A 21,294-nucleotide genomic window follows, 5' to 3' on the forward strand; every position below is an offset into this window, starting at 1 on the left:
ACCGGACATGGTTCGATGCAAGCATGACCACCCCTGACCGTCAATGCCCGGTTCGTCATCCGAGACGACCGGCCGCCGGTGCGAGGGGTCGTCAGCGGCCGTGCCAGGACCGCCAGAGCGCGGCGTAGGCCCCGTCCGCCGCCACCAGTTCATGGTGCGGGCCGAGCTCGGTCAGCCGGCCGTCCTGGAGCACCGCGACCCGGTCCGCGTCGTGGGCGGTGTGCAGCCGGTGCGCGATGGCGACGACCGTGCGGCCCCGCAGCACGGCGGCCAGCGCGCGCTCCGTGTGCCGTGCGGTCGCCGGGTCGAGCAGGGCGGTCGCCTCGTCCAGCACCAGCGTGTGGGGATCGGCCAACACCACGCGCGCAAGGGCGAGTTGTTGGGCCTGCGCGGCGTCGGCGCGGTGCCCGGTGGCCCCGAGACCGGTGTCGAGGCCGGCCGGCAGCTCGGCGACCCAGTCGGCGCCGACCGTCTCAAGCGCCGCCCACAGCTCGCCGTCCCCGGCGGTCGGGGCGGCGATCAGCAGGTTGTCCCGGACGGTGCCGAGGAAGACGTGGTGCTCCTGCGTGACGAGCAGGATCTGTCGGCGCAGCTGGTCGGGGGCGAGCTCGGCGACCGGCACCCCGCCCACCGTCACGCTGCCGGTGCGCGGCGCGTCGACGCCGGCGAGCAGCCGGCTCAGCGTCGTCTTGCCCGCGCCCGAGGGGCCCACCACGGCCAGCCGCTCGCCAGGACGCACGGTCAGGTCGAGGTCGCGCAGCACGTCCCGCCCCGTGCCGTACGCGTAGCCCACGCCCGTCAGCTCGATCAGGTCGCCGTCCGGGGCGCGACCGCCGGCCGCCGGGGGCGGCCCCGCGGCGAGGCCGACGCCCTCGACCCGGGCGAAGGAGGCGCCGCTGCTCTGCAGTTGTTCGGCCCACATCAGGATGACCTCGAGCGGGTTGGCGAGTTGCTGGAGGTAGAGGGCGGCGGCCACGACCGTGCCGAGGCTCACCGCGTCCCGCGCGTGCAGCGCGCCGCCCACCAGCAGCACCGCGACCACCGGCACCACGAACGACAGGTCGGTGGTGGGGAACAGCACGCCGCGCAGGAACAGCGTGCGCATCCTGGTGGTCCGGCACCGCTCGACGGCCGCCTCGCAGGCGGCGAGGCGCTGTTCGCGCAGCCCGAGCGCCTCGACGGTGCGGGCGCCCGAGGCGGTGGCGGCGAGCAGCTCGGCCAGCTCCGAGTTGGCCGCGCCCTCGGCGAGGTAGGCGGTGCGCGCCCGGCGCAGGTACCAGCGCAGCGAGAACCAGCAGCCGACCAGGCCGAGCAGGCCGCAGGCACCGAGCCGCGGGTCGAGGGCGAAGACCGCGCCCAGCACGAACAGCGCCTGGAGCGCGGCGATCAGCACGTCGGGCGCGGCGTCCCGCAGCGTGCCGCCCACCGCCGAGACGTCGGTGGTGCCGCGCGCCGCCAGGTCGCCCTGGCCGGCGCGCTCCACGACCGAGGGCGGCAGCGCCAGGGCCCGCGTCACGTACCCCTCGCGCACCCGGGCCAGGGTCCGCTCGCCGAACCGGTGTCCGACCAGGCGCGCCCAGCGGATCAGCAGCAGCTGCGCGAGCCCGCACAGCAGGATGGCCAGCGCCAGCCGGTCGACGGTCGCCACCCCGGCGCCGGCGCCGACCTCGTCGATGACGCGGCCGAGCAGCCAGGGGGCGACCAGGCCGGCGCCGGCGGCCAGCGCGTTGAGCCCGAGCAGAGCGGCGAAGGCACGGCCGTCCCGGCGGATCAGGCCGACCGCGGCCCGGGCGACGGCGGCGGGCTCGGCGACCGGCAGCCCGGGGGCGGCGTCGCCGCCGACGCCGGCACCGGCACCGGCGCTCATCGGAGGACCCCCTGGGCCGGCGCGTCGTCTCCGTCGAGGTCACCGCGTCCGAGGTCGTCCTCGCCGTCCGCCGGGTCCTCGCCCCGCGCCACGAGACGCCGGTACTCGGGTTCGCCGGCCAGCAGTTCACGGTGCGTCCCGACGGCCGCGACCCGGCCGTCGACCAGGAGGTACACGGTGTCCGCCCGGTCGAGCAGCAGCGGCGACGCGGTGCCGACCACGGTGGTGCGGCCGGCGCGCGCGGCGCTTAGCCCGGCGGCCATGGCGGCCTCGGTGTGCGCGTCGACGGCCGAGGTGGGTTCGGCCGCGAGCAGCACCTCGGGGTCGGCGAGCAGCGCCCTGGCCAGCCTGATTCGCTGCCGTTGGCCGCCCGAGAGGTTCCTGGCCTGGGCCAACAGCGGGGTGTCGAGCCCGGCCGGCAGGCCGCGCACCACGTCCTCGGCGGCGGCCGCCCGCACGGCGTCGGCGATCGCCGCGTCGTCGGGCCGCCGGCGGCCGGAGAGCACGGCGCGCAGCGGGCCGGCGAAGAGGTCGGCCTCGTTCTCCGCGAGCAGGATCCGGTCCAGGACCCGCGCCCGCGCGATGCCGTCGAGCCGGACGCCGCCCCAGGTCACCGCCGAGGGCGCGAATCCGGCGAGCCGCGTCAGCACCGCGCCGGTCTCGGCGGTCCTGGCGCTGACCAGCGCGGTCAGCAGTCCCGGCGCGACCCTGACCCCGGAGTCCGGGTCGTGCAGCGGGGTGTCGGCGGGTGGCGGGGCCAGGCCGGGCCCTGTGGTGGTGCCCTCCGGCTCCAGGTCGAGGAAGCGGATGATCCGGCGGGCCGCGACGAGGCCACGGCTGACGTCGTACGCGCCCTCGATCAGGTAGTTGACGGGGATGGAGAGCACCGCCACGTAGCCGTAGACGGCGACGAGTTCGCCCACCGTGATGGAGCCCTGGGCCGCCAGCCTGGCGGCCAGCCAGGTCACGACGGCCAGGAACAGCACCGGCAGGCCGCCGGCGAGCGCCTGGATCCAGCTGGTGACCGCGGCGACCCGGTAGCCCTCGGCGCGCAGCCGCGCCGAGTCGCGCCGGAAGCGCTCGGCGTGCACGTCCTTGCCGCCGAGCCCGCCCAGCACGCGCAGCCCGCCGACGATGTCGAGCACCCGCGCCGTGAGGCCGCTCTCCCGCTCCCGGTAGGCGGCCTCGGAGCCACGCAGCGGTCCGAGCAGCGGCCCGACGAGCAGCGCGAGCACCGGCACCCCGAGCAGCACCACGGCGGCGAGCGGTGGCGAGACGGTCAGCAGCAGCACGGCCACCGCGCCGAAGGCGAGCACCCCGGAGGCGCCGGAGCTGGCCATGGTCAGGGCCTGGCCGGCGACGCCGACGTCGCGCATCCCGATGGTGACCACCTCGCCCGCGGTCACCCGGCGCGGCAGCGTGGCGCCGAGCCGGGTGGCCTGGTCGTTCACCAGCCGCGCGGTGCGGAAGGCGGCGTCCATCCTGACCTTGGTCATGGTGCGGTGCCGCATCATGCCGCACCAGGCGCTCAGCCCGTTGATGCCGAACAGCGCCGCGCACCAGCCCGCGAGCACGCCGGGACGGCCCGGGACCAGTCCTTCGTCGATGGCGCGGGCGAGCACCAGCGGCGCCAGCGTGAGGCCCGCCATCCAGGAGGAGCCGAACAGCATCCCGGCGGCCACCCGGCCGCGTTGCCGGCGGGCCAGCCACCACAGGTACCGGCCGGCCGAGCGCCGGTCGGGAACCCCGGTGAGTCGTGTGACGTCCGTGTCCAGCGTGGTCTCCCGCTCCGGCCGCATGGATCACCCCCGGGACGGCACGCTACCCGGTGGGCGTGGATCACGACATGGCGCCGGGAGCCGGCTCCCGCTCACGCCGGCGCGGACCGCAGGGTGGCGGCGACCGTGGCGGTGACCGCCTCCTGGTGTTCCGTCAGGTAGAAGTGGCCTCCGGGGAAGACCCGCAGGTCGAAGGGGCCCTCGGTCTCCTCCCGCCACGCCTCGGCCTCGGCCTCGGTGACCTTGGGGTCGGCGTCGCCGGTCAGCACGTGGAGCGGGCAGCGCAGTCCCGGGCCCGGGGGCCGGACATAGGTCTCGATGGCCCGGTAGTCGGCGCGGATGGCGGGCAGCACCATGCGCATGATCTCGCTGTCGGCGAGGAGCTGGGAGTTGGTGCCGCTCAGGTTCCGCAGCTCGGCCACCAGACCCTCGTCGTCGCGGTGGTGGACCGTCTCGGCGCGCCGGGTGGCGGGCGCGCGGCGCCCCGAGGCGAAGAGCGCCGGTGCGACCAGGCCCTTCTCGCGCTCCAGCCGGCGGGCCGTCTCGAAGGCGACGACGGCGCCCATGCTGTGGCCGAAGAAGGCGAGCGGGCGGTCGGCCCAGGGCAGCAGGGCCGCGTAGACGGCGTCGGCCAGCTGCTGGACGGTCTCCAACGGCGGCTCCTTGAGCCGGTCCTGGCGGCCCGGGTACTGGACCGCCAGCACCTCGGCCGTGCCGGCGAGCGCCCGGGACATCGAGAAGTAGAAGCTGGCCGAGCCGCCCGCGTGCGGCAGGCAGACCAGCCGGACGGGGCTGTCCGGCTGGGGGTGGTAGCGGCGGATCCAGCGGTCGGTGTCGGCCGGGGCCGTGGGAGCGGCTTGGTCGGTCATGGAGGGGTCGCTTTCCTTCGCTCGCGGTGTGCGGTGGTCCGGGGCGTGTGGGGTCGGACGGCCGGGCCTCGCGCCCGTGGCCGCTCGTTCGGAGCGCGAGGCCGACCGGCCAAGCCGCCTCCGGGCCGGGGCGTCCCCGGCCGCTGTCGACCGGGGCCGCGCCCGTGGGGCGGCACCGACCTGCGCGGGGGAACGGTCCGACCGGGCGCTGGGCGTGCGCCGGCACGGAGACGGCGCCCTCCGTGGTGGCCGGAGGGGGCTCGGGAGAGGGAGGGGGAGGCGGGTGCGCGGGCGCCGGCTACCCGGCCGGCGCGGATAAGCCGGCGCGTGGACGGCGAGCGGGCAGGGGTGGGCGAGCGCCGCCGGCTGGGGCGCGGCTGTGACGGCGCGCTCCCCCGGCGGCCGCCGTGGCTGTCGGCGCAGCCTCGTTCATGTCAGCCTCTCGCTTCGTGCCCGCGGGCTCCGCGGGGTCTCCCGGACGTCGCTCAACGACCTGAACGCGGCCCTGCCAGGACGTGGTCGGCGCGCGCTCCCACCGCTCGCGCCTCCGCATATCAGAGCGCAGAAACGTCGCCGAACGCAGCACTCTCAGCAGCTTTTCGGACAAGTCGCCCAGCGGGGTTTGTGATCTACCGATCAACGGTAAGCAGACCGTCCGATCGACGGGGGGTGATGCTTTTCCGTCCTCCGGGCGCCCCGAAGGCCCACCGGGGCCCGCGGGGCGGGGCGGCGGGGCCGGGGAAACTGGCCGGTTCGCACGCCGCCAAATCGTTCCGCCACTCGGATCGGGCCACCCGATCGCATGAACCGCGCGGGCGCCGCATTGACGTCGCGCACCGGTGCGCGACGGCGCCCGCCGCTGACCGGCGGTGACCGCTACCCGTCGCACAGGGATTCGTATTACGGTCGCCGCATGCTGACAACCGGGACGCCCGCGCGCAACTGGGCGGGGAACATCACCTTCGGCGCCGCGCGGTCGCACCGCCCGAGCACCATCGACGAACTGCGGCGCGTCGTCGCCACGGCGCGGAGCGTGCGGGTCCTGGGGGCCGGCCACTCCTTCAGCGACATCGCGGACACCACCGAGGACCAGGTGCGGCTCGACGGCCTGCCGCGGCGCGTGGAGATCGACCGGGACGCCGCCACCGTGACCGTGGGTGGCGGGCTGCGGTACGCCGACTTCTGCGCCGAGGTGCACGCCGCCGGTTTCGCGCTGCCCAACCTGGCCTCGCTCCCGCACATCACCGTCGCCGGCGCCGTGGCCACCGGCACCCACGGCTCGGGAAACGAACTGCGCGGCCTCGCCAGTTCGGTGGCGGCGATCGAGCTCATCGGTCCCGAGGGCGACCCGCTGCGGCTGAGCCGGGCCGAGGACCCGGAGCGCTTCGCCGGCGCGGTGGTGAACCTGGGGGCGCTCGGCCCCGTCACCGCGCTCACCCTGGACCTGGAACCGACCTACGACGTGGCTCAGTGGGTCTACACCGGCGTCCCGCTGGACACGGTGGCCGCCGAGTTCGACGACATCAGCGGCGCCGGTCACAGCGTCAGCACCTTCACCGACTGGCGCGGCGGCGAGGGTGGCATCTGGCTCAAGCGCCGGGTCGACCGGCAGGGTGCCGGCCACCCGGGGCCCGACTGGCACGGCGGCCGACTGTCCGAGACCGCCCTCCACCCCATCCCCGGCATGCCGCCCGAGACCTGCACCCCGCAGCTGGGCGTGCCTGGCCCCTGGTACGACCGGCTGCCGCACTTCCGGCTGGCCTTCTTCCAGCGCGAGGGCGACGAGATCCAGTCCGAGCTGTTCCTGCCGAGGTCCGCCGTGCGCGAGGCGTTCGCGGCGCTACGCGAGCTCGGCGACCGGATCGCGCCCCTGCTGTACGTCTCCGAGGTCCGCACCATCGCCGCCGACGAGCTGTGGCTCTCCCCCACCCAGGGCCGCGACTCGGTGGCCTTCCACTTCACCTGGCACCGCAGGCCCGAGGCGGTGCTGGAGGTGGTCGCGGCCATCGAGGAGCGGCTGCTGCCACTCGGCGCCCGCCCGCACTGGGGCAAGGTGACGGCGGCCGCGCCGGCCGTGGTCGTGGCCGGCTACGAGCGGTTCGCCGACTTCCGCCGGCTGGTGCTCGACCACGACCCCGGCGGCCGGTTCCGCAACGCCTACGTCTCCCGGCTGCTCGACGCGGCGCCGCGGTGACGGCCGGGACGCCGGCCCCGGCTGGCCCCCGCCCGGCGGCCCGGCGGCCCGGCGGCCCGGTGGCCCGGCGGCCCGGTGGCCCGGTGCCCTTTTCGCACCTAATCTGACTCAATGGACGACAAGGACATCCTTGCCCGTGTCGGTGAGCTCGTGGCCGAGGAGCGCGCGCTGCGCGAGCGTTCCGTCGGCCACGGGCTCCAGGAGGGCGAGCGGATCCGGCTGACCGACGTCGAGGCCAGACTCGACCAGTGCTGGGACCTGCTGCGCCAGCGCCGCGCCCGCCTGGAGTTCGGCGAGGACCCGGCCGGCGCGACCGAGCGGCCGGCCTGGGAGGTCGAGGGGTACGAGAGCTGAACCGTCCCGACGCCGGCCACCAGGGGGTGAGCGCCGCCACCCGCGCGCCCGGCCGGGCTACTCCCCCGCGGCCCTGGCGAAGCGGCCGGCCAGGCGTGCGAAGGCGTCCCTGAGCTCGCCGGGGCCGACGACCTCGACGTCCGCGTCGAACTTGCCGATGGTGGCCGCGAGGGCCGGCCACGACCACGCCCCGATGGTGAGTCGGCAGCGGCGCGGGCCGAGCTCCTCCACCACCCCGTCCCCGACGAACGCGGACACCTCGGAGGCCGGCAGGTCCAGGATCACCTCGCCGTGGCAGGGCCAGTCGCCGGCACCGGCGGAGCCCCGGAACCTGCCGGCGACGAAGGCGGCCACCTCGCCGCCGGGCAGCTCGCGCGGCGCGAAGCGGGGCCCGGTGGGGACGCGCGGGGCGATCCGGTCGACCCGGAAGGTGCGCCAGTCGGCCCGGTCGAGGTCCCAGGCGACGAGATACCACCGCCCGCCCCGGGTGACGAGGTGGTGCGGCTCCGCCCGGCGCGGCGGCGCCGGTTCCGCCCCGGCGGCGTCCGCCCCGGAGCCCGGGGCATAGTCGAAGCGCAGCACCTCGCGGGCCTGAACGGCATCGCCGACCGCCGTCAGCACCCGGGGGTCGGCCTGGGGGCGCGCCCGGTCACCGGGGTGTTCGACGGCCGTGACCCGGAGGGCGTCCACCCGATGCCGCAGCCGGGCCGGCATGACCTGCCGCACCGTGTGCAACGCGCGCGCCGCGGCCTCCTCGATGCCGGCGCCCGTGGTGGTGGCGATCCCGAGCGCGACGGCGAGCGCGACGGCCTGCTCGTCGTCGAAGAGCAGCGGCGGCAACCGGGTGCCGGCGTCCAGCCGGTACCCGCCGTCGGGCCCCTTCACGGCCACGATCGGGTAGCCGAGCTCGCGCAGGCGGTCGACGTCGCGACGCACGGTGCGCGGGCTGACGTCGAGCCGCTCGGCCAACACCGCCCCCGGCCAGTCCCGGCGGGCCTGGAGCAGTGAGAGCAGCGACAGGAGCCGCGCTGAGGTCTTCGGCATGGCCCCGATTCTGCCCGGAGAAGCGGACACCTTCTGTCCGCTTCTGCTGCGATCCTGGGTGGTGCCCGACGAAGCGAACTCCCGGAAGGCCCACCCGCCGTGACCACCACGACCATGTCGCCCGTGCTCGACACCCGGGCGCTCAACCGCGCCACGCTCGCCCGGCAGCTGCTGCTGGACCGCGCCGACCTGCCGGTGCCCGACGCCGTCGCCCACCTCGGCGGCCTCCAGGCCCAGGAGCCGCAGGAGCCGTTCGTCGGACTCTGGTCGCGGCTGCGCGCGTTCGACCCGGCGGTCCTCTCGGAGCTGCTGACCGGGCGGCGCGTGGTGCGCACCCGCGTCATGCGCGGCACCGTCCATCTCCTCACCGCGGACGACGCGTTGGCCTGGCGGGCCCGGCACGACGCGATGCTGCGGCAGCGCGTGACCAGCGCCTTCCGGCGCGAGATCGCCGGCGTCGACCTCGACGAACTCGCCGCGGCGGGCCGGGCCTTGGTCGCGGACGGCGAGCCCAGGTCGATGCCCGAGCTCGGGCGGGCGCTCGCCGAACGCTGGCCGGAGGCAGGGCCGCGCGGCCTCGGGGAGGTCCTGGTCGCCGCGCTCGTCCCAATGGCGCAGCTGCCACCGCGCGGCCTGTGGCGCGCCCGGGGCGGGGCGCGCTACCTGCCGCTCGCCACCTGGCTCGGCCGTGAGCTCGCCCCGCCTGCCCCGGACGGCACCGACGCGGTAGGCCGGGCGCTGGTGCGGCGCTACCTGGCCGCGTACGGCCCGGCCGCCGTCGCCGACGTGCGCGCCTGGTCGGGCCTCGCCGGGCTGCAGGCCGCGGTGAAGGCGATCCGCGCGGAGCTCGTGACCTTCCGCGACGAGAGCGGCCGCGAACTGGTCGACCTCCCGGACGCGCCACGCCCCGCCCCGGACACGCCGGCGCCGGTGCGGTTCCTGCCGGCGTTCGACAACGCGATCCTCGGCTACCACGACCGCGGCCGGATCATCGACGACGCGCACCGCGGCCTGTCCGTCGCCGGGGAGCGCGTCGTGCTGGTCGACGGCCGGGTCGCCGCGACCTGGAAGGTCGAGGCGGGCACCGTGACGGTCGCCCCGCTGCGCCGCCTCTCGAAGGCCGAGCGTGCCGAGGTCGCCGAGGAGGGACGGGAGTTGGCCGCCTTCCTCTCGGAAGGCGAGAGCGACCGGGTGCGCGTCCCGGCATCCTCGGACTGAGCGGCCGCGCGGCGGAACCCGCCCGCCGGGATAGCCTGCTGGCCGGCGGAGACCGAGCGGACGGAACGGAGCAGGAGCGCAGGTGGCGGGGTTGCGGATCACGACGCGGAACGCCCGGTTCCAGCAGTGGCAGGCACAGCTGGCGAACCGGAGCAAGCGGCAGCGGGCGCGGGAGTTCCTGGTGCAGGGGGTGCGGCCGATCAGCCAGGCCGTGGCCCACGGCTGGCCGATCAGGGCGCTGCTGTTCGACGCGGACCGGCAACTCTCACGGTGGGCCAAGGAGTTGCTGGCCGAGGCGCGGGCCGAGAAGGTCGCGATGTCCGCCGAACTCCTCGCGGAGCTCGGCGAGAAGGACGAGGGCGCGCCCGAGCTGGTCGCCGTCGCCGAGCTGCCGGCCGACGAGCTGTCCCGCATTCCGGTCGGCCCCGACTTCCTCGGGGTGCTCTTCGACCGCCCGACGAGCCCGGGCAACATCGGCACCATCGTCCGCTCGGCGGACTCCTTCGGCGCGCACGGCCTGGTGGTGACGGGCCACGCGGCCGACGTTTACGACCCCAAGTCGGTCCGGGCGAGCACGGGTTCGCTGTTCGCGCTTCCGGTGGTGCGCTCCCCGGGACACCGCGAGGTGTCGGCCTGGCTGGCCGGTGTCGGCACGCCGGTCACCGTGGTCGGCCTCGACGAGGACGGCGAGGCCGACGTCGCCGACTTCGACCTGACGGGTCCCGTGCTGCTCGCGGTCGGCAACGAGACGGTCGGGCTGAGCGCCGGCTGGCGCGAGCGGTGCGACGCGGTGCTGCGAATCCCGATGACCGGCTCGGCGAGCTCGCTCAACGCGGCCAGCGCCGCCACGGTCGTCCTCTACGAGGCCGCGCGCCAGCGCGGCCGGCGTGGCCGGCCCTAGACCGGCGCGCACTCCCGCTCCGGCTCCCGGCAGGCGCGGTACTCGCTCGGGCTCACCCCGTGGACCCGCTTGAAGGCGGCGCTGAAGCCGAACGCGTCCGCGTAGCCGACCTGGCGCGCCACCGCGCCGACCGTGTCGGCGGTCTCGGTCAGCAGTTCGGCGGCGACGGTCATGCGCCACGTCGTCAGGTAGGTGAGCGGCGGCTCGCCGACCAGCCTGGTGAAGCGGCTGGCCAGCGTGGTGCGCGACACCCCCGCCTCGCGGGCCAGGGTGGCCAGCGTCCAGGGGCGTTCGGGCGCGGTGTGTATGGCGCGCAGCACGGGCCCGATCACCTCGTCGCCCAGCGCCCGCGCCCAGCCGGGCGACAGGGCGTCCGGCTCGTCGAACCAGGCCCGCAGCGTGCACACCAGAAGCCAGTCGAGCAGCCGGTCGAGCACCACCTGCCGCTCCGGCGGGCACGCGGCGAGCTGGGTGTCGAGGGCGTCGGTCAGCGCCGCGCAGTCGTCGCCGCCCGGCACCACGAGCACCGACGGCAGCACGTCGAGCAGCCGCCGGGCGGCCCGGCCCCGCACGTGGTACGCCGCGACCAGCAGCGCCACCGGCTCGGTGGCGCCGGGCGGGTCGGAGAGCACGAACGGCGCCGAGCCGCGCACGAGCACGGCGTCGCCGACCCGCACCGCACGCGCCTCCTCGCCCGGTCCCGGGGACGCCCATGCCTCGCCGCGCAGCGGCGCGTACAGCGTGAGCGGCGCGCCGTCGGTGGCGCGCAACGACCAGGGCGGCGCGAGATCGGCCCGGCGGAAGCCGGTGCTGTCGGCGCGGACACCGCGCAGCAGTTCGTCGAACGGGTCCATGCTCTTCACTCTAGGTCCTGTCCGGTCATCTTTTCGGGTCAGGAAAGATCGGCCGGACAGGGCCTGGCGGCCGGACGATCGGACATGGCCCGCGTACGGGCGGCCATGTCCGCCACCCCGCGTCGCGGGTTGACTGAACGGCATGACGACACACGACGACGACATCCTGGTTCTCGGCGCGACGGGCAAGACCGGGCGCCTCCTGGTCGGCGCGCTGCGGGCGGCTGGCCGCCGCGTCCGTGCCGCGTCCCGCTCCGCCGAGACGCGCTTCGACTGGTCGGACCAGGACACCTGGGCCGCCGCCCTGGACGGGGCCTCGGCCGTCTACCTCGTGGCCCCCGAGGACCCGGCGCCGGTCGACGCCTTCGTGAAGCAGGCGACCGAGGCGGGTGTCCGCCGCTTCGTGGCGCTCTCCGGGCGGGGCATCGAGCGGCTGCCGGCCGACGCCTTCCAGGGCATGGCGGCGGCGGAGCGGGCCGTGCGCGACTCCGGCGTGGAGTGGAGCGTCATCCGCCCGAACAACTTCAACCAGAACTTCGACGACGACGCCGCCTGGCGCGCCCCGCTGTTGGCCGGCCGACTCGCCCTGCCGATCGGCGCCACGCCCGAGCCGTTCGTGGACACCCGGGACATCGCCGACGTGGCCGCGGCCCTGCTCACGACGGACGGCCACCACGGGCAGGTCCACGAGCTGTCGGGGCCCCGGGCGCTCACCTTCGCTGACGCGGTGCGGACCATCGCAGAGGCCGCCGGCCGGGAGATCGAGTTCGTGGAACTCGACCCCGCGGAGTACCGGGCGGAACTGCTGGCCGAGGGCCTCCCGGAGGAGGTCGTCCGGGATCTGGACGAGATGTACGCCAACATGCGCGCCGGCCATGTCGCCGAGCCGGTCGACGGGGTGCGGCGCCTGCTGGGCCGGGAACCGGTCGACTTCGCCGCCTACGCGACCGAGACCGCCGCGGCGGGCGCCTGGGCGTGACGGTGGTCGGCCCCCCGGCCGCGTGCCGCGGCGAGGGGCCTACCGGCCGGACGGGCTCAGTCGCCGTCGATCTCCACGTCGACGCCGACCTCCTCCAGGGCGTCCTCCGTCTCGTCGAGGACCTCGCCGACCACGTCCTCCAGGAAGTCGTCCATGGGTAACCCACCTCTCATGCGGCAACACCCCACTGTCCGGGGCGGGTTGATCCTATAGACGGCGGCCGTGAGCGCTAACGCGTGTAGCACATCAGGGCACGCACCATGTGGCAGGTGGCGGCGGACGGTGGGTGGATGCCGATGCGCGCGGCCATGTCCCGTATGACGCGGTCCCGCGCCTGGATCGGGGTGCGGACGCCCGCGTCGAGCAGGGCGATGGTGAGCCGCATGGCCTTCAGCCTGCGGTTGTGCGCGATGTACCACTCCCGCGGCTGCCCGGCCGGCAGCGGCGCCTTCGCGAGCGGCGCGTACGGAAGATCGAAGAGCACGGGCGTCGGAGTGGGTGCGGAAGCCGTCACAGGGGTCCTCCCGTTCGTCGTCGAGAGCCTCAGGATCGCTCCGGAGGCTCTCTCGAACACTGCTTCCAGTTTACCGGCGGGCACTGACAAAGCCGCTGGTCACAACAGGAGTTGACGGCCGTCACGGACCCCTCAGCGGATCTGCCGCCCGGTGATGGCGCGGGCTATGACGAGGCGTTGGATCTCGCTGGTGCCCTCGAAGATGGTGTAGATCTTGGCGTCCCGGTACATCCGCTCCACCGGGTGGTCCCGGCTGTAGCCGGCGCCGCCGAGGATCTGGACGGCCTGCTCGGTGGCGCGGACGGCGAGTTCGCCGGCGCGGAGCTTGGACATCGAGCCCTCGGCCGCGGTGAACGGCTTCTCGTTGCGGCCCATCCAGGCGGCGCGCCAGATGAGGAGGCGGACCGCGTCGATCTCGGTGCGCAGGTCGGCGAGGGTGAAGGCGATGGCCTGGTTCTCGACGACGGGGCGGCCGAACGCCTCGCGTTGGCCCGCGTAGTCGAGGGCGTACTCGTAGGCGGCGCGGGCGATGCCGAGGGCCTGGGCGGCGACGGTGGGGCGGGAGACCTCGAAGGTGGCCATCGCCGCCTGGCCCTTGGCCTGGCCGCCCTCGCGGGCGCGGGCCAGGCGGTGTTCGAGGCGCTCGCGGCCGCCGAGCAGGCAGTGTCCTGGGACGCGGACGTCGTCGAGGAAGACGTCGGCGGTGTGCGAGGCGCGCAGCCCGAGCTTCCTGATCTTGCGGTTGCCGGTGAGCCCCCTGGTGCCTGGTGGGACGACGAACGCGGCCTGACCGCGGGCGCCGAGCGCCGGGTCGACGGCGGCGACGACGACGTGGACGTCGGCGATGCCGCCGTTGGTTATCCACGCCTTCTGGCCGTTCAGCACCCACTCGTCGCGCGCCTCGTCGTAGCGGGCCCTGGTGCGCATCGCCGAGACGTCGGAGCCGGCCTCGGGCTCGGAGACGCAGAACGCGGCCACCTTCGGTTCTTCCGCGTCGCCGAAGCACTGCGGGACCCACTCGGCCAGCTGGTCGGGGGTGCCGGCGGCGAAGATGCCGGCGACGGCGAGGTGGGTGCCGAAGACGGCCATGCCGATGCCGGCGTCGCCCCAGAACAGCTCCTCGTTGGCGAGTTGGAGGGAGAGTCCGGTGGGGTCGCCGTACATCTCGGCCAGCGACTCGAAGCCGTAGAGGCCGATCCTGGCCGCCTCCCTGATGACGGGCCAGGGGGTCTCCTCGCGGTCGTCCCATTCGGCGGCGGCCGGGCGCACCACCTCGGCGGCGAAGCCGTGCACCCAGTCCCGCAGGTCGCGTTGTTCCTCGGTGAGGTCGAGGGAGAAGCCGCTCATCTCGCTCCGGTCCTCCGTCAGTTCTTCGTGGGCTTGGGGATGTCGAAGAGGCGGGCGAGCCCGGAGGCGAGCGCGACGTCGCCGGTGGCCCTGAGCTTGCGGGTCATGAACATCAGCACGGGGCTCGCGTTGCCGGAGACCAGCCGGAGGAAGTCGGCGTCGCTGAGGGCGAGGGTGACGCGCGGGGTGGCGTCCGTGGGGCCCGGGGTGGCGGTGCAGGCGCCGTCGGCGACGGACACGTCGTAGACAGCCGTGGGCTCGCCCTTGCCGCCGGTGAGCTCCCAGCGGATGAGGGCGGTGAGTGAGCCTGCGCTCTCCGGCCGGAACTGACGGGTCATCCGGCTGAAGATCTCGGCGAGCACCCGCTGGCGCAGCTCGCCGCGCATCAGCTCGTCGAGCTCCCTGGCCGACGACTGCTTCACCAGGGCGGCGAAGTCCTCCGGGGTGACGCTGGAGAAGTCGTGGTCCTCCAGGTTCTGCGTGGGCTCGGCCACGGCGCTCATCTCACTCTCTGACCAACGGGGCACGGACACCGTTAGCTTACTCCGAAGTAGACTTACTGACGAGTAGGGTAAGTGAGCCACTGGGTAGTGTGGCAAGGTGACCGACAAGCCAGACGACAAGCCGGACAAGCCGAGACGCCGACTCCCCAGGAGCGTGCGCGAGCAGGAGATCCTGGACGCCGCGGTCCAGGTCTTCTCCAAGCGCGGCTACCGCGCCGCCGTGGTGGACGAGATCGCCGAGCTGGCCGGGATCTCCAAGCCGATGGTGTACCTCTACCTGGGCTCCAAGGAGGGCCTGTTCGTCGCCTGCGTCAGGCGGGAGTCGGCCCGCCTGGTGGCGGCGTTCCGGGAGGCGGCGGACGCCGGCGGCCCGCCCGAGGGCCGGCTGTGGGCCGGGCTCGCGGCGTTCTTCGGCTACGTGGCCGAGCACCGGGACAGCTGGGTGGTGATGCACCGGCAGGCGCCCGAGCAGGGCGAGGAGATCGCGGGCGAGCTGGCGGCGGCCAGGCGCTCGGTGATGGCGGAGGTGACCGGCCTGGTCGGCGCCGGCATCGCCGAGGGCGGCGGCGGCCCGGTCAGGCTCGGCACCGAGGACGCGGAGTTCGTGGCGCACGCGCTGGTGGGCGCGGCCGACTCGTTGACGGACTGGATGGAGCGCCACCCCGGCGAGTCGCCCGAGGCGGTCACGGTGCGGCTGATGAACGTGATGTGGGTCGGCATGCGGAACGTGCTGGCCGGCGAGGTCTGGTCACGACCGGAGGGCTAGGGGCTCGACGAGGCCCCGCAGGTGGACGCGGCCGGCGTCGGCGGCGCGTAGCTCGAAGGCGCGGCCCGCGTCGCGCGGCCCGGCGCGCAGTTCGGCGCGGGACGGCAGCGGCAGTGGGGCGTGGAAGGTGACGGACACGGCGAACGCGTCGGGCAGCGGCTCGGCCCCGGCGAGGAGGGCGAGGCAGCGGGCCTTGGCCCACATGCCGTGCGCGATGGCGCGCCGGAAGCCGAAGGGGCGGGCGGTCAGCGGGTGGAGGTGGATCGGGTTGCGGTCGCCCGACACGGCGGCGTAGCGGCGGCCGACGCCGGCCGGCGCGGTCAACCGCTCGGTCAGCGGGCCGGGTTGGGGCTGCTCGGGGCGTGGTCGCGGGCCGGGCGCGGCCTGCCGGTCGCGGTGCAGGTAGGTGCTGACGGACCGCCAGACCGGCTCGCTTCCACCAGCAGTGGCCTCGGCGACCACGTCGAAGGCGCTGCCCCTGCGGTGCGGCCGGGCCGCGGTGAGCGCCACGCGCAGCCCCAGCGGTTCGTCGGCGCCGATCGGCCTGGTCCGCTCGATCCGGTTGGCCAGATGGACGAGACCGAGCGCGGGGAACGGGAAGTCGCGGCGGGTGAGCAGGGCGAGCGTGTGCGGGAACGCCAGCAGGTGCGGGTAGGTGGCGGGCAGCGCGGCCGGTTCCGGCGGGAAGCCGCAGAGCTCGGCGTAGCGGGCGATCCGCAGCGGGTCCTGGGGCGCGGCCGGCACGACGAGTTGGCGTTCGGGGACGACGCCGGTTCTGGCCGGTCGCCTGGGGAGCAGCGCCCTGGCGTAGCTGGCCAGCACTTCAGGCCCCCAGCAGGGCCTGGCCGCAGACCCGCAACAGCTGGCCGGTGACGGCGCCGCTGCCCGGGGAGGCCAGGTAGGCGACGGCCTCGGCGACGTCGACGGGCAGTCCGCCCTGGCTCAGGGAGTTGAGCCGGCGGCCGGCCGTCCGGACCGGGAACGGGACGGCGGCGGTCATCCGGGTCTCGATGAAGCCGGGGGCGACGGCGTTGACGGTGACGGCGCGGTCGGCGAGCACGGGGGCGAGTGCCTGGGTCAGGCCGATCAACCCGGCCTTGCTGGCCGCGTAGTTGGTCTGTCCGACGTTGCCCGCGATGCCGCTGATGGAGGAGGTGAACACGATCCGGCCGCCCTCCGGCAGCACCGGGGCCAGCCGCTCGGTGAGCCGTTCCACGGCGACCAGGTTGACGTCGAGGACGGCGCGCCAGCGGTCGGCGGCCATCCGGCCCAGCGTGCGGTCCCTGGTGATCCCGGCGTTGTGCACCAGGACGTCGAGGCCTGCGACCCGCTCGGCGAGCCGGTCGGGCGCGTCGGCCGCCGTGATGTCCAGCTCCACCGCGGTGCCGGCCAACGGCTGCATGGTGGCGCGCAGTTCGGCGCCCCTCGCCGGCACGTCCACGCCGATCACCCGGGCTCCGTCGCGGTGCAGCACCTCGGCCACGGTCGCCCCGATGCCCCGGGCCGCGCCGGTGACCAGCGCGGTACGGCCGGCCAGCGGGCGCTCCCAGTCCTCGGGGACCGTGGCCCGCCCGCCGGGGCCGATCCGCACGGCCTGGCCCGAGACATAGGCGGAGCGGGCCGAGAGCGCGAAGCGCACGGTGGACTCGATGGCGTCCTCGGCGCCGGGGGCGACGAGCAGCAGGTGGGCGGTGGCTCCGGCGCGCAGTTCCTTGGCGACGGAGCGCACGAACCCGTCGAGCGCCCGCTGGGCCGCCGACTCGCCCGGCGACGCGGCCAGTTCGGGCGGGGTGCCGAGCACGAGCAGCCGGCCGCAGGGGGTCAGGGCGCGGATCCTGGGGTGGAGGAACGCGTGCACCTGGTCGAGCCGGCCGGTTTCGCGGATGCCGGTCGCGTCGAAGACCAGGGCGGCCGGCGCCTCGGCGTGTGGCGCCAGCTCGGCGCCGCAGGAGTCGAGGGCGGCGCGCAGCGCCCCACCGAGCCGGCCGCCGTCCGACTCGCCGAGCAGCACGGGCCCGCGCGCCACCGGGAGCCCGGGACGGTGCCGGACGAGGCGGGCCGGCCTGGGCAGGCCGAGCCGGCCGACGAGCGCGGCGCCGGCCCGGCTGGTGGCGAAGGAGAGATAGCGATCGGCCATTGATTTCCTCCCTACTGCGGGGTAAGTCTACTGAAAAGTAAGACAAGCGCGGTACGACGAGAGGTGGCAGATGACGACGACGCGCCGGGTGGCGATCCTCGGGGGCAACCGCATCCCGTTCGCCAGGGCCGACGGTCCCTATGCCACCGCCTCCAACCAGGAGATGCTGTCGGCCGCGCTGGCCGGCCTCGTGGACCGGTTCGGGCTGCGTGGCGAGTTGGTCGGCGAGTTCGCGGCCGGCGCGGTGCTCAAGCACAGCCGCGACTTCAACCTGGCCAGGGAGACCGTGCTCGGCAGCGCGCTCGACCACCGCACCCCGGCGCTCGACCTGCAGCGGGCCTGCGGCACGGGCCTGGAGGCGGTCATCCAGGTGGCCAACAAGATCGCGCTCGGCCAGGTCGACTGCGGCATCGCGGGCGGCGTCGACACCGCGAGCGACGTGCCGCTCGCGCTCGACGACCGGATGCGCCGCACCCTGCTGCGGGCCCGCCGCGCCCGCACCCTGCCGGGCAGGCTGCGCGCCCTGGCGGGCGCGCGGCCGAGCCACCTGCTGCCGGAGATCCCGCGCAACGCCGAGCCGCGCACCGGCCTCTCGATGGGCGACCACGCCGCGCTCACCGCCGCCCGGTGGGGCATCACCAGGGCCGACCAGGACGCGCTGGCCGCCGCCAGCCACCGTCGGCTCGCCGCCGCCTACGACCGGGGCTTCTTCGAGGAGTTGGTCACCCCGTTCCGCGGCCTGGAGCGGGACCAGAACCTGCGCCCCGACAGCACCGTCGAGCAACTGGCACGCCTGCGCCCGGTGTTCGGCCGGGAGCTGGCCGAACCCACCATGACGGCGGACAATTCGACGCCGCTCACCGACGGCGCGGCCGTCGTGCTGCTGGCCACCGAGGAGTGGGCGGCGGCCCGCGGGCTGCCGGTGCTGGCCTACCTCACCCACGCCCGCACCGCCGCCGTGGACTTCGTCCCGGGCCCCGAGGGGCCCGAAGGAGGAGCGCAGGGGGCCGAGGACGGCCTGCTGACCGCGCCGGTCTTCGCCGTCCCCCGGCTGCTGGCCGACGCCGGACTCACCCTGGCGGACCTGGACTTCGTCGAGATCCACGAGGCGTTCGCGGCGCAGGTGCTGGCCACCCTCGCCGCCTGGGCCGACCCGGGGTTCTGCGAGAGCCGGCTCGGCCTCGACAAGCCGTTGGGCATCGTGGACCGCGACCGGCTCAACGTGGTCGGCTCCTCGCTCGCCACCGGACACCCCTTCGCCGCCACCGGCGGCCGTATCGTGGCCACCCTCGCCGCGCTGCTGCGCGAGCGCGGCCACGGGCACGGCCTGATCTCGGTGTGCGCCGCCGGCGGCCAGGGCGTGACCGCCGTCCTCGAACGTCCACGGGAAGACCAGCAAGGGAGCTGACAGCCGACATGGGTGCTCGTGGGGATCTCAGGAGGGCCAGGGCACAGGCCGCGCGCGAAGCGCGCGCGCCCGCCGAGGTGGTCACGGAGGACGGCGTGGTGCGCGAGGTCCGGGTGGCGCCGCTGGTGCCGCCGCCGCGCGCGGGCAGTACCGCCGACCTGCCGTTCGACAACGCGGCCGAGGCGCCGGACGCGGTGGTGCTGCGCCGCAGGACACCGGACGGCTGGCGGCCGGTCACCGCGGCTGCCTTCGCCGCGGAGGTGTCAGGACTGGCCAGGGGGCTGATCGCCGCCGGCCTCGGCGCCGGCGACCGGGTCGCGCTGATGTCGAGCACCCGTTACGAGTGGACCCTGTTCGACTTCGCGATCTGGGCGGCCGGCGGCCAGAGCGTGCCCGTGTACGCCACCTCCTCCACCGCCCAGGTCGAGTGGATCCTGCGGGACTCGGGCGCGAGCCTGCTCGTCGTTGAGACCGCCGAGCACGCCGAGGTGGCACGGGCGGCGTTCGCCGAACTCGACGACGCGCCCGACCTGTTGGTCATCGACGAGGGCTGCGTGGCGCGGCTGACCTCGGCCGGCGAGCGGATCCCGGCGGCCGAGGTGACGGCGCGCCGTGCCGCGCTCACCCCGGACACGATCGCCACCGTCGTCTACACCTCGGGCACCACGGGCCGACCGCGCGGCTGCGCCATCAGCCACGCCAACCTGCACGCCCAGACCGCCAACCTGGTCGCCCTGCTCAAGCCGGTGTTCGAGGAGATCACCCGGCAGACCCCGGAGACCCTGGTCTTCCTGCCGCTCGCCCACATCCTCGGCCGCACCATCCAGATCGCCTGCGTGTCGGCGCGCATCGTCATCGGCCACTGTCCGAGCGTCAGACCGGACGACCTGCGGCCCGAACTCGCCTCCTTCCGCCCCACGTTCATCGTCGGGGTGCCGTATCTCTTCGAGAAGATCCACCACACGGGCCGCGCGACGGCCGAACGGCTCGGCCGGGGCGCCTCGTTCGAGCGCGCCGACCGGATCGCCGTGGCCTACGGCGAGGCGGCGCTCGCCGCCCACCTCGGCACGGGAAGGGGGCCCGGGCTCGGGCTGCGGCTCGCCAAGGGCCTGTACGACCTGCTGGTCTACCGGCGGATCAGGGCGGCGCTCGGCGGCCGGCTGCGCTACGCCATCAGCGGCGGCTCACCGCTCGACCGCCGCCTCAACCTCTTCTTCTACGGCTGCGGCATCGTGGTCTACGAGGGCTACGGCCTGACCGAGACCACCTCGGCCGCCACCCTGATCCCGCCGCTCGCGCCGCGCCCCGGCACGGTGGGCCACCCGGTGCCGGGCGCGGCGGTGCGGATCGCGGACGACGGCGAGGTGCTGGTGCGCGGCGGCACGGTCGCCGCCGGCGCCACGGAGCCCGGTTCCTGGCTCGCCACCGGCGATCTCGGTTCCCTCGACGAGGACGGCTATCTGCGCATCACCGGACGCAAGAAGGACATCCTCATCACCACCGGCGGCAAGAACGTCTCCCCCAGCGTGCTGGAGGACCGGCTGCGCGGCCGCCCGCTGATCGGCCAGTGCCTGGTGGTCGGCGACCAACGCCCCTTCGTGGCGGCGTTGATCACCCTGGAGGCCGACCAACTCGCCCACTGGCTCACGGTCCACAAGCGGCCACGCGACACGCCGTTCGCCGAGCTGCGCGACGACCCCGAGCTCCTGGCCGACGTCCGACGCGCCGTGGACCACGCCAACGAGGCCGTCTCCCGCGCCGAGTCGATCCGCGCCTTCGCCCTGGTCGAGGGCGAGTTCAGCGAGGCCAACGGCATGCTGACCCCCTCGATGAAGGTCAAACGGCAGGCGGTCGCCGAGGCGTTCGCGGACGAGATAGCGAAGCTCTACGCCGGACGCTGAGCCGCCACGGCGCCCTCAACCGGTCGGGACCGCGCACAGATGGCCGAGGAGGTCGTCGACGAGGCCGTCCGGGTCGGCGTTTCCCTTGCCGCCGACCGCCAGGTGCCCTGTCACGGCCAGGCCGACGCCACCGTGGACGACGGCCTGGAGCAGGCCCGTCATCCGCTCGGTGTCGCCCGGGGGGAGCTGTCCCGCCCGTTGGGCGGCCTCGACGATGCCGAGCAGCGTGCTCCGGCTGGAGTCGGCGGCGGTGGCCAGATCACCGAACTCGGTGGTCCAGACGCCGAAGACCAGCGCGAAACGGGCGGGGTAGGCCAGTGCCCAACCCACGTACTCCCGCAGGGCCGCGCGCAACACCGCGCCCGCGGGCAGGTCCCGCTCCGGGAGGGCGGCCAACGACGCGCCGAGTCGGGTGAGTTCGCGTGCGGCGACGCCGGCCAGCAGCGCCTCCTTGTTGGCGAAGTGCTTGTACGGGGCGTTGTGTGACACACCGGCACGGCGCCCCACCTCGCGCAGGGTCACGGCCTCGCGCCCGCCGGCATCGAGCAGCTCGGCCGCTGCGGATAGCAGCAGTTCACGCGTATGGGGGGCCACATTTCGACTATACCGCGCACCCCTCTTGGGGGACCTCGGGTTGACGGTGTACACCCCGAGCGCTAG

19 protein-coding genes are annotated in these 21,294 nt (G+C 75.1%); 8 read left to right on the forward strand and 11 right to left on the reverse strand.

What is annotated here, in order from left to right; all coding sequences use genetic code 11:
• Nucleotides 1-91: 91 nt before the first annotated feature.
• The 3 genes from ACFWI8_RS02215 to ACFWI8_RS02225 form a co-directional block, all read right to left on the reverse strand.
• On the reverse strand, nucleotides 92-1,867 hold the full coding sequence (locus tag ACFWI8_RS02215) for an ABC transporter ATP-binding protein (protein ID WP_387084582.1): 1,776 nt from the start codon (nucleotides 1,865-1,867) through the stop codon (nucleotides 92-94).
• Complete coding sequence (locus ACFWI8_RS02220; RefSeq protein WP_387084584.1) at nucleotides 1,864-3,666, reverse strand: ABC transporter transmembrane domain-containing protein; 1,803 nt, start codon at nucleotides 3,664-3,666, stop codon at nucleotides 1,864-1,866. Before ACFWI8_RS02220 ends, ACFWI8_RS02215 begins: the two co-directional genes overlap by 4 nt.
• 71 nt (nucleotides 3,667-3,737) lie before the next feature.
• A complete protein-coding gene (locus ACFWI8_RS02225) occupies nucleotides 3,738-4,514 on the reverse strand; it encodes a thioesterase II family protein (RefSeq protein WP_387084586.1) in 777 nt (258 codons plus the stop codon).
• A gap of 913 nt (nucleotides 4,515-5,427) precedes the next feature.
• On the opposite strand from ACFWI8_RS02225, the gene ACFWI8_RS02230 reads away from it, so the two are divergent.
• Nucleotides 5,428-6,708 carry an FAD-binding protein gene (locus tag ACFWI8_RS02230; protein ID WP_387084588.1) on the forward strand — a complete coding sequence of 427 codons (1,281 nt, stop codon included), beginning with the start codon at nucleotides 5,428-5,430 and terminating at the stop codon, nucleotides 6,706-6,708.
• Between the two features lie 111 nt (nucleotides 6,709-6,819).
• Nucleotides 6,820-7,062: a DUF2630 family protein gene (locus ACFWI8_RS02235; protein WP_311595073.1), complete on the forward strand. Its 243-nt coding sequence runs from the start codon at nucleotides 6,820-6,822 to the stop codon at nucleotides 7,060-7,062.
• A gap of 57 nt (nucleotides 7,063-7,119) precedes the next feature.
• On the opposite strand, the gene ACFWI8_RS02240 is transcribed toward ACFWI8_RS02235, so the two are convergent.
• Nucleotides 7,120-8,106, reverse strand: a complete 987-nt coding sequence (locus ACFWI8_RS02240; RefSeq protein ID WP_387084590.1) for a helix-turn-helix transcriptional regulator — start codon at nucleotides 8,104-8,106, stop codon at nucleotides 7,120-7,122.
• A 114-nt stretch (nucleotides 8,107-8,220) separates the two neighbouring features.
• Between ACFWI8_RS02240 and ACFWI8_RS02245 the strand changes: the two genes are divergently transcribed.
• Both ACFWI8_RS02245 and ACFWI8_RS02250 read left to right on the forward strand, forming a co-directional pair.
• A complete protein-coding gene (locus tag ACFWI8_RS02245) occupies nucleotides 8,221-9,324 on the forward strand; it encodes a winged helix DNA-binding domain-containing protein (protein ID WP_387084798.1) in 1,104 nt (367 codons plus the stop codon).
• A gap of 82 nt (nucleotides 9,325-9,406) precedes the next feature.
• Nucleotides 9,407-10,225 (forward strand): TrmH family RNA methyltransferase, encoded by an 819-nt coding sequence (locus tag ACFWI8_RS02250; protein ID WP_387084592.1) that lies wholly within the window; start codon nucleotides 9,407-9,409, stop codon nucleotides 10,223-10,225.
• Here ACFWI8_RS02250 and ACFWI8_RS02255 read toward each other — a convergent pair.
• On the reverse strand, nucleotides 10,222-11,079 hold the full coding sequence (locus ACFWI8_RS02255; protein WP_387084594.1) for an AraC family transcriptional regulator: 858 nt from the start codon (nucleotides 11,077-11,079) through the stop codon (nucleotides 10,222-10,224). The genes ACFWI8_RS02250 and ACFWI8_RS02255 overlap by 4 nt on opposite strands.
• Nucleotides 11,080-11,221: 142 nt before the next feature.
• Between ACFWI8_RS02255 and ACFWI8_RS02260 the strand changes: the two genes are divergently transcribed.
• Complete coding sequence (locus ACFWI8_RS02260) at nucleotides 11,222-12,058, forward strand: NAD(P)H-binding protein (RefSeq protein ID WP_387084596.1); 837 nt, start codon at nucleotides 11,222-11,224, stop codon at nucleotides 12,056-12,058.
• Nucleotides 12,059-12,287: 229 nt separating this feature from the next.
• On the opposite strand, the gene ACFWI8_RS02265 is transcribed toward ACFWI8_RS02260, so the two are convergent.
• From ACFWI8_RS02265 to ACFWI8_RS02275, 3 genes are all read right to left on the reverse strand, one after another.
• Complete coding sequence (locus tag ACFWI8_RS02265) at nucleotides 12,288-12,572, reverse strand: hypothetical protein (protein ID WP_387084598.1); 285 nt, start codon at nucleotides 12,570-12,572, stop codon at nucleotides 12,288-12,290.
• A gap of 132 nt (nucleotides 12,573-12,704) precedes the next feature.
• A complete protein-coding gene (locus ACFWI8_RS02270) occupies nucleotides 12,705-13,919 on the reverse strand; it encodes an acyl-CoA dehydrogenase family protein (RefSeq protein WP_387084600.1) in 1,215 nt (404 codons plus the stop codon).
• A gap of 17 nt (nucleotides 13,920-13,936) precedes the next feature.
• Nucleotides 13,937-14,413: an SCP2 sterol-binding domain-containing protein gene (locus tag ACFWI8_RS02275; protein ID WP_387084602.1), complete on the reverse strand. Its 477-nt coding sequence runs from the start codon at nucleotides 14,411-14,413 to the stop codon at nucleotides 13,937-13,939.
• A gap of 106 nt (nucleotides 14,414-14,519) precedes the next feature.
• On the opposite strand from ACFWI8_RS02275, the gene ACFWI8_RS02280 reads away from it, so the two are divergent.
• The gene (locus tag ACFWI8_RS02280) at nucleotides 14,520-15,188 is read left to right on the forward strand and encodes a TetR/AcrR family transcriptional regulator (protein WP_387084604.1); all 669 of its coding nucleotides are present in this window, start codon (nucleotides 14,520-14,522) and stop codon (nucleotides 15,186-15,188) included.
• Here ACFWI8_RS02280 and ACFWI8_RS02285 read toward each other — a convergent pair.
• Both ACFWI8_RS02285 and ACFWI8_RS02290 read right to left on the reverse strand, forming a co-directional pair.
• Nucleotides 15,171-16,010, reverse strand: a complete 840-nt coding sequence (locus ACFWI8_RS02285; protein ID WP_387084606.1) for a MaoC family dehydratase — start codon at nucleotides 16,008-16,010, stop codon at nucleotides 15,171-15,173. The genes ACFWI8_RS02280 and ACFWI8_RS02285 overlap by 18 nt on opposite strands.
• 1 nt (nucleotide 16,011) lies before the next feature.
• The gene (locus ACFWI8_RS02290) at nucleotides 16,012-17,325 is read right to left on the reverse strand and encodes a 3-oxoacyl-ACP reductase (RefSeq protein WP_387084608.1); all 1,314 of its coding nucleotides are present in this window, start codon (nucleotides 17,323-17,325) and stop codon (nucleotides 16,012-16,014) included.
• Between the two features lie 70 nt (nucleotides 17,326-17,395).
• On the opposite strand from ACFWI8_RS02290, the gene ACFWI8_RS02295 reads away from it, so the two are divergent.
• Together ACFWI8_RS02295 and ACFWI8_RS02300 are read left to right on the forward strand one after the other, a co-directional pair.
• A complete protein-coding gene (locus ACFWI8_RS02295; protein WP_387084610.1) occupies nucleotides 17,396-18,733 on the forward strand; it encodes an acetyl-CoA C-acetyltransferase in 1,338 nt (445 codons plus the stop codon).
• Nucleotides 18,734-18,741: 8 nt separating this feature from the next.
• Entirely contained in the window at nucleotides 18,742-20,634 is a 1,893-nt protein-coding gene (locus ACFWI8_RS02300; protein WP_387084612.1) for an AMP-dependent synthetase/ligase, read from the forward strand.
• Nucleotides 20,635-20,649: 15 nt separating this feature from the next.
• Here the strand turns inward: ACFWI8_RS02300 and ACFWI8_RS02305 are convergent, their stop codons facing one another.
• Nucleotides 20,650-21,228 (reverse strand): TetR/AcrR family transcriptional regulator, encoded by a 579-nt coding sequence (locus tag ACFWI8_RS02305; protein WP_387084614.1) that lies wholly within the window; start codon nucleotides 21,226-21,228, stop codon nucleotides 20,650-20,652.
• Nucleotides 21,229-21,294 lie beyond the last annotated feature (66 nt).

This window comes from Streptomyces sp. NPDC127098 (assembly GCF_042722465.1).
In the GTDB taxonomy this organism is placed as follows: domain Bacteria; phylum Actinomycetota; class Actinomycetes; order Streptomycetales; family Streptomycetaceae; genus Streptomyces; species Streptomyces millisiae.

Bases quoted from the DNA above. Each gene is read 5' to 3' on its own strand.
- ACFWI8_RS02215 (WP_387084582.1), bottom strand. From the start codon at position 1,867: ATGAGCGCCGGTGCCGGTGCCGGCGTCGGCGGCGACGCCGCCCCCGGG.
- ACFWI8_RS02220 (WP_387084584.1), bottom strand. From the start codon at position 3,666: ATGCGGCCGGAGCGGGAGACCACGCTGGACACGGACGTCACACGACTC.
- ACFWI8_RS02225 (WP_387084586.1), bottom strand. From the start codon at position 4,514: ATGACCGACCAAGCCGCTCCCACGGCCCCGGCCGACACCGACCGCTGG.
- ACFWI8_RS02230 (WP_387084588.1), top strand. From the start codon at position 5,428: ATGCTGACAACCGGGACGCCCGCGCGCAACTGGGCGGGGAACATCACC.
- ACFWI8_RS02235 (WP_311595073.1), top strand. From the start codon at position 6,820: ATGGACGACAAGGACATCCTTGCCCGTGTCGGTGAGCTCGTGGCCGAG.
- ACFWI8_RS02240 (WP_387084590.1), bottom strand. From the start codon at position 8,106: ATGCCGAAGACCTCAGCGCGGCTCCTGTCGCTGCTCTCACTGCTCCAG.
- ACFWI8_RS02245 (WP_387084798.1), top strand. From the start codon at position 8,221: ATGTCGCCCGTGCTCGACACCCGGGCGCTCAACCGCGCCACGCTCGCC.
- ACFWI8_RS02255 (WP_387084594.1), bottom strand. From the start codon at position 11,079: ATGGACCCGTTCGACGAACTGCTGCGCGGTGTCCGCGCCGACAGCACC.
- ACFWI8_RS02260 (WP_387084596.1), top strand. From the start codon at position 11,222: ATGACGACACACGACGACGACATCCTGGTTCTCGGCGCGACGGGCAAG.
- ACFWI8_RS02270 (WP_387084600.1), bottom strand. From the start codon at position 13,919: ATGAGCGGCTTCTCCCTCGACCTCACCGAGGAACAACGCGACCTGCGG.
- ACFWI8_RS02290 (WP_387084608.1), bottom strand. From the start codon at position 17,325: ATGGCCGATCGCTATCTCTCCTTCGCCACCAGCCGGGCCGGCGCCGCG.
- ACFWI8_RS02295 (WP_387084610.1), top strand. From the start codon at position 17,396: ATGACGACGACGCGCCGGGTGGCGATCCTCGGGGGCAACCGCATCCCG.
- ACFWI8_RS02300 (WP_387084612.1), top strand. From the start codon at position 18,742: ATGGGTGCTCGTGGGGATCTCAGGAGGGCCAGGGCACAGGCCGCGCGC.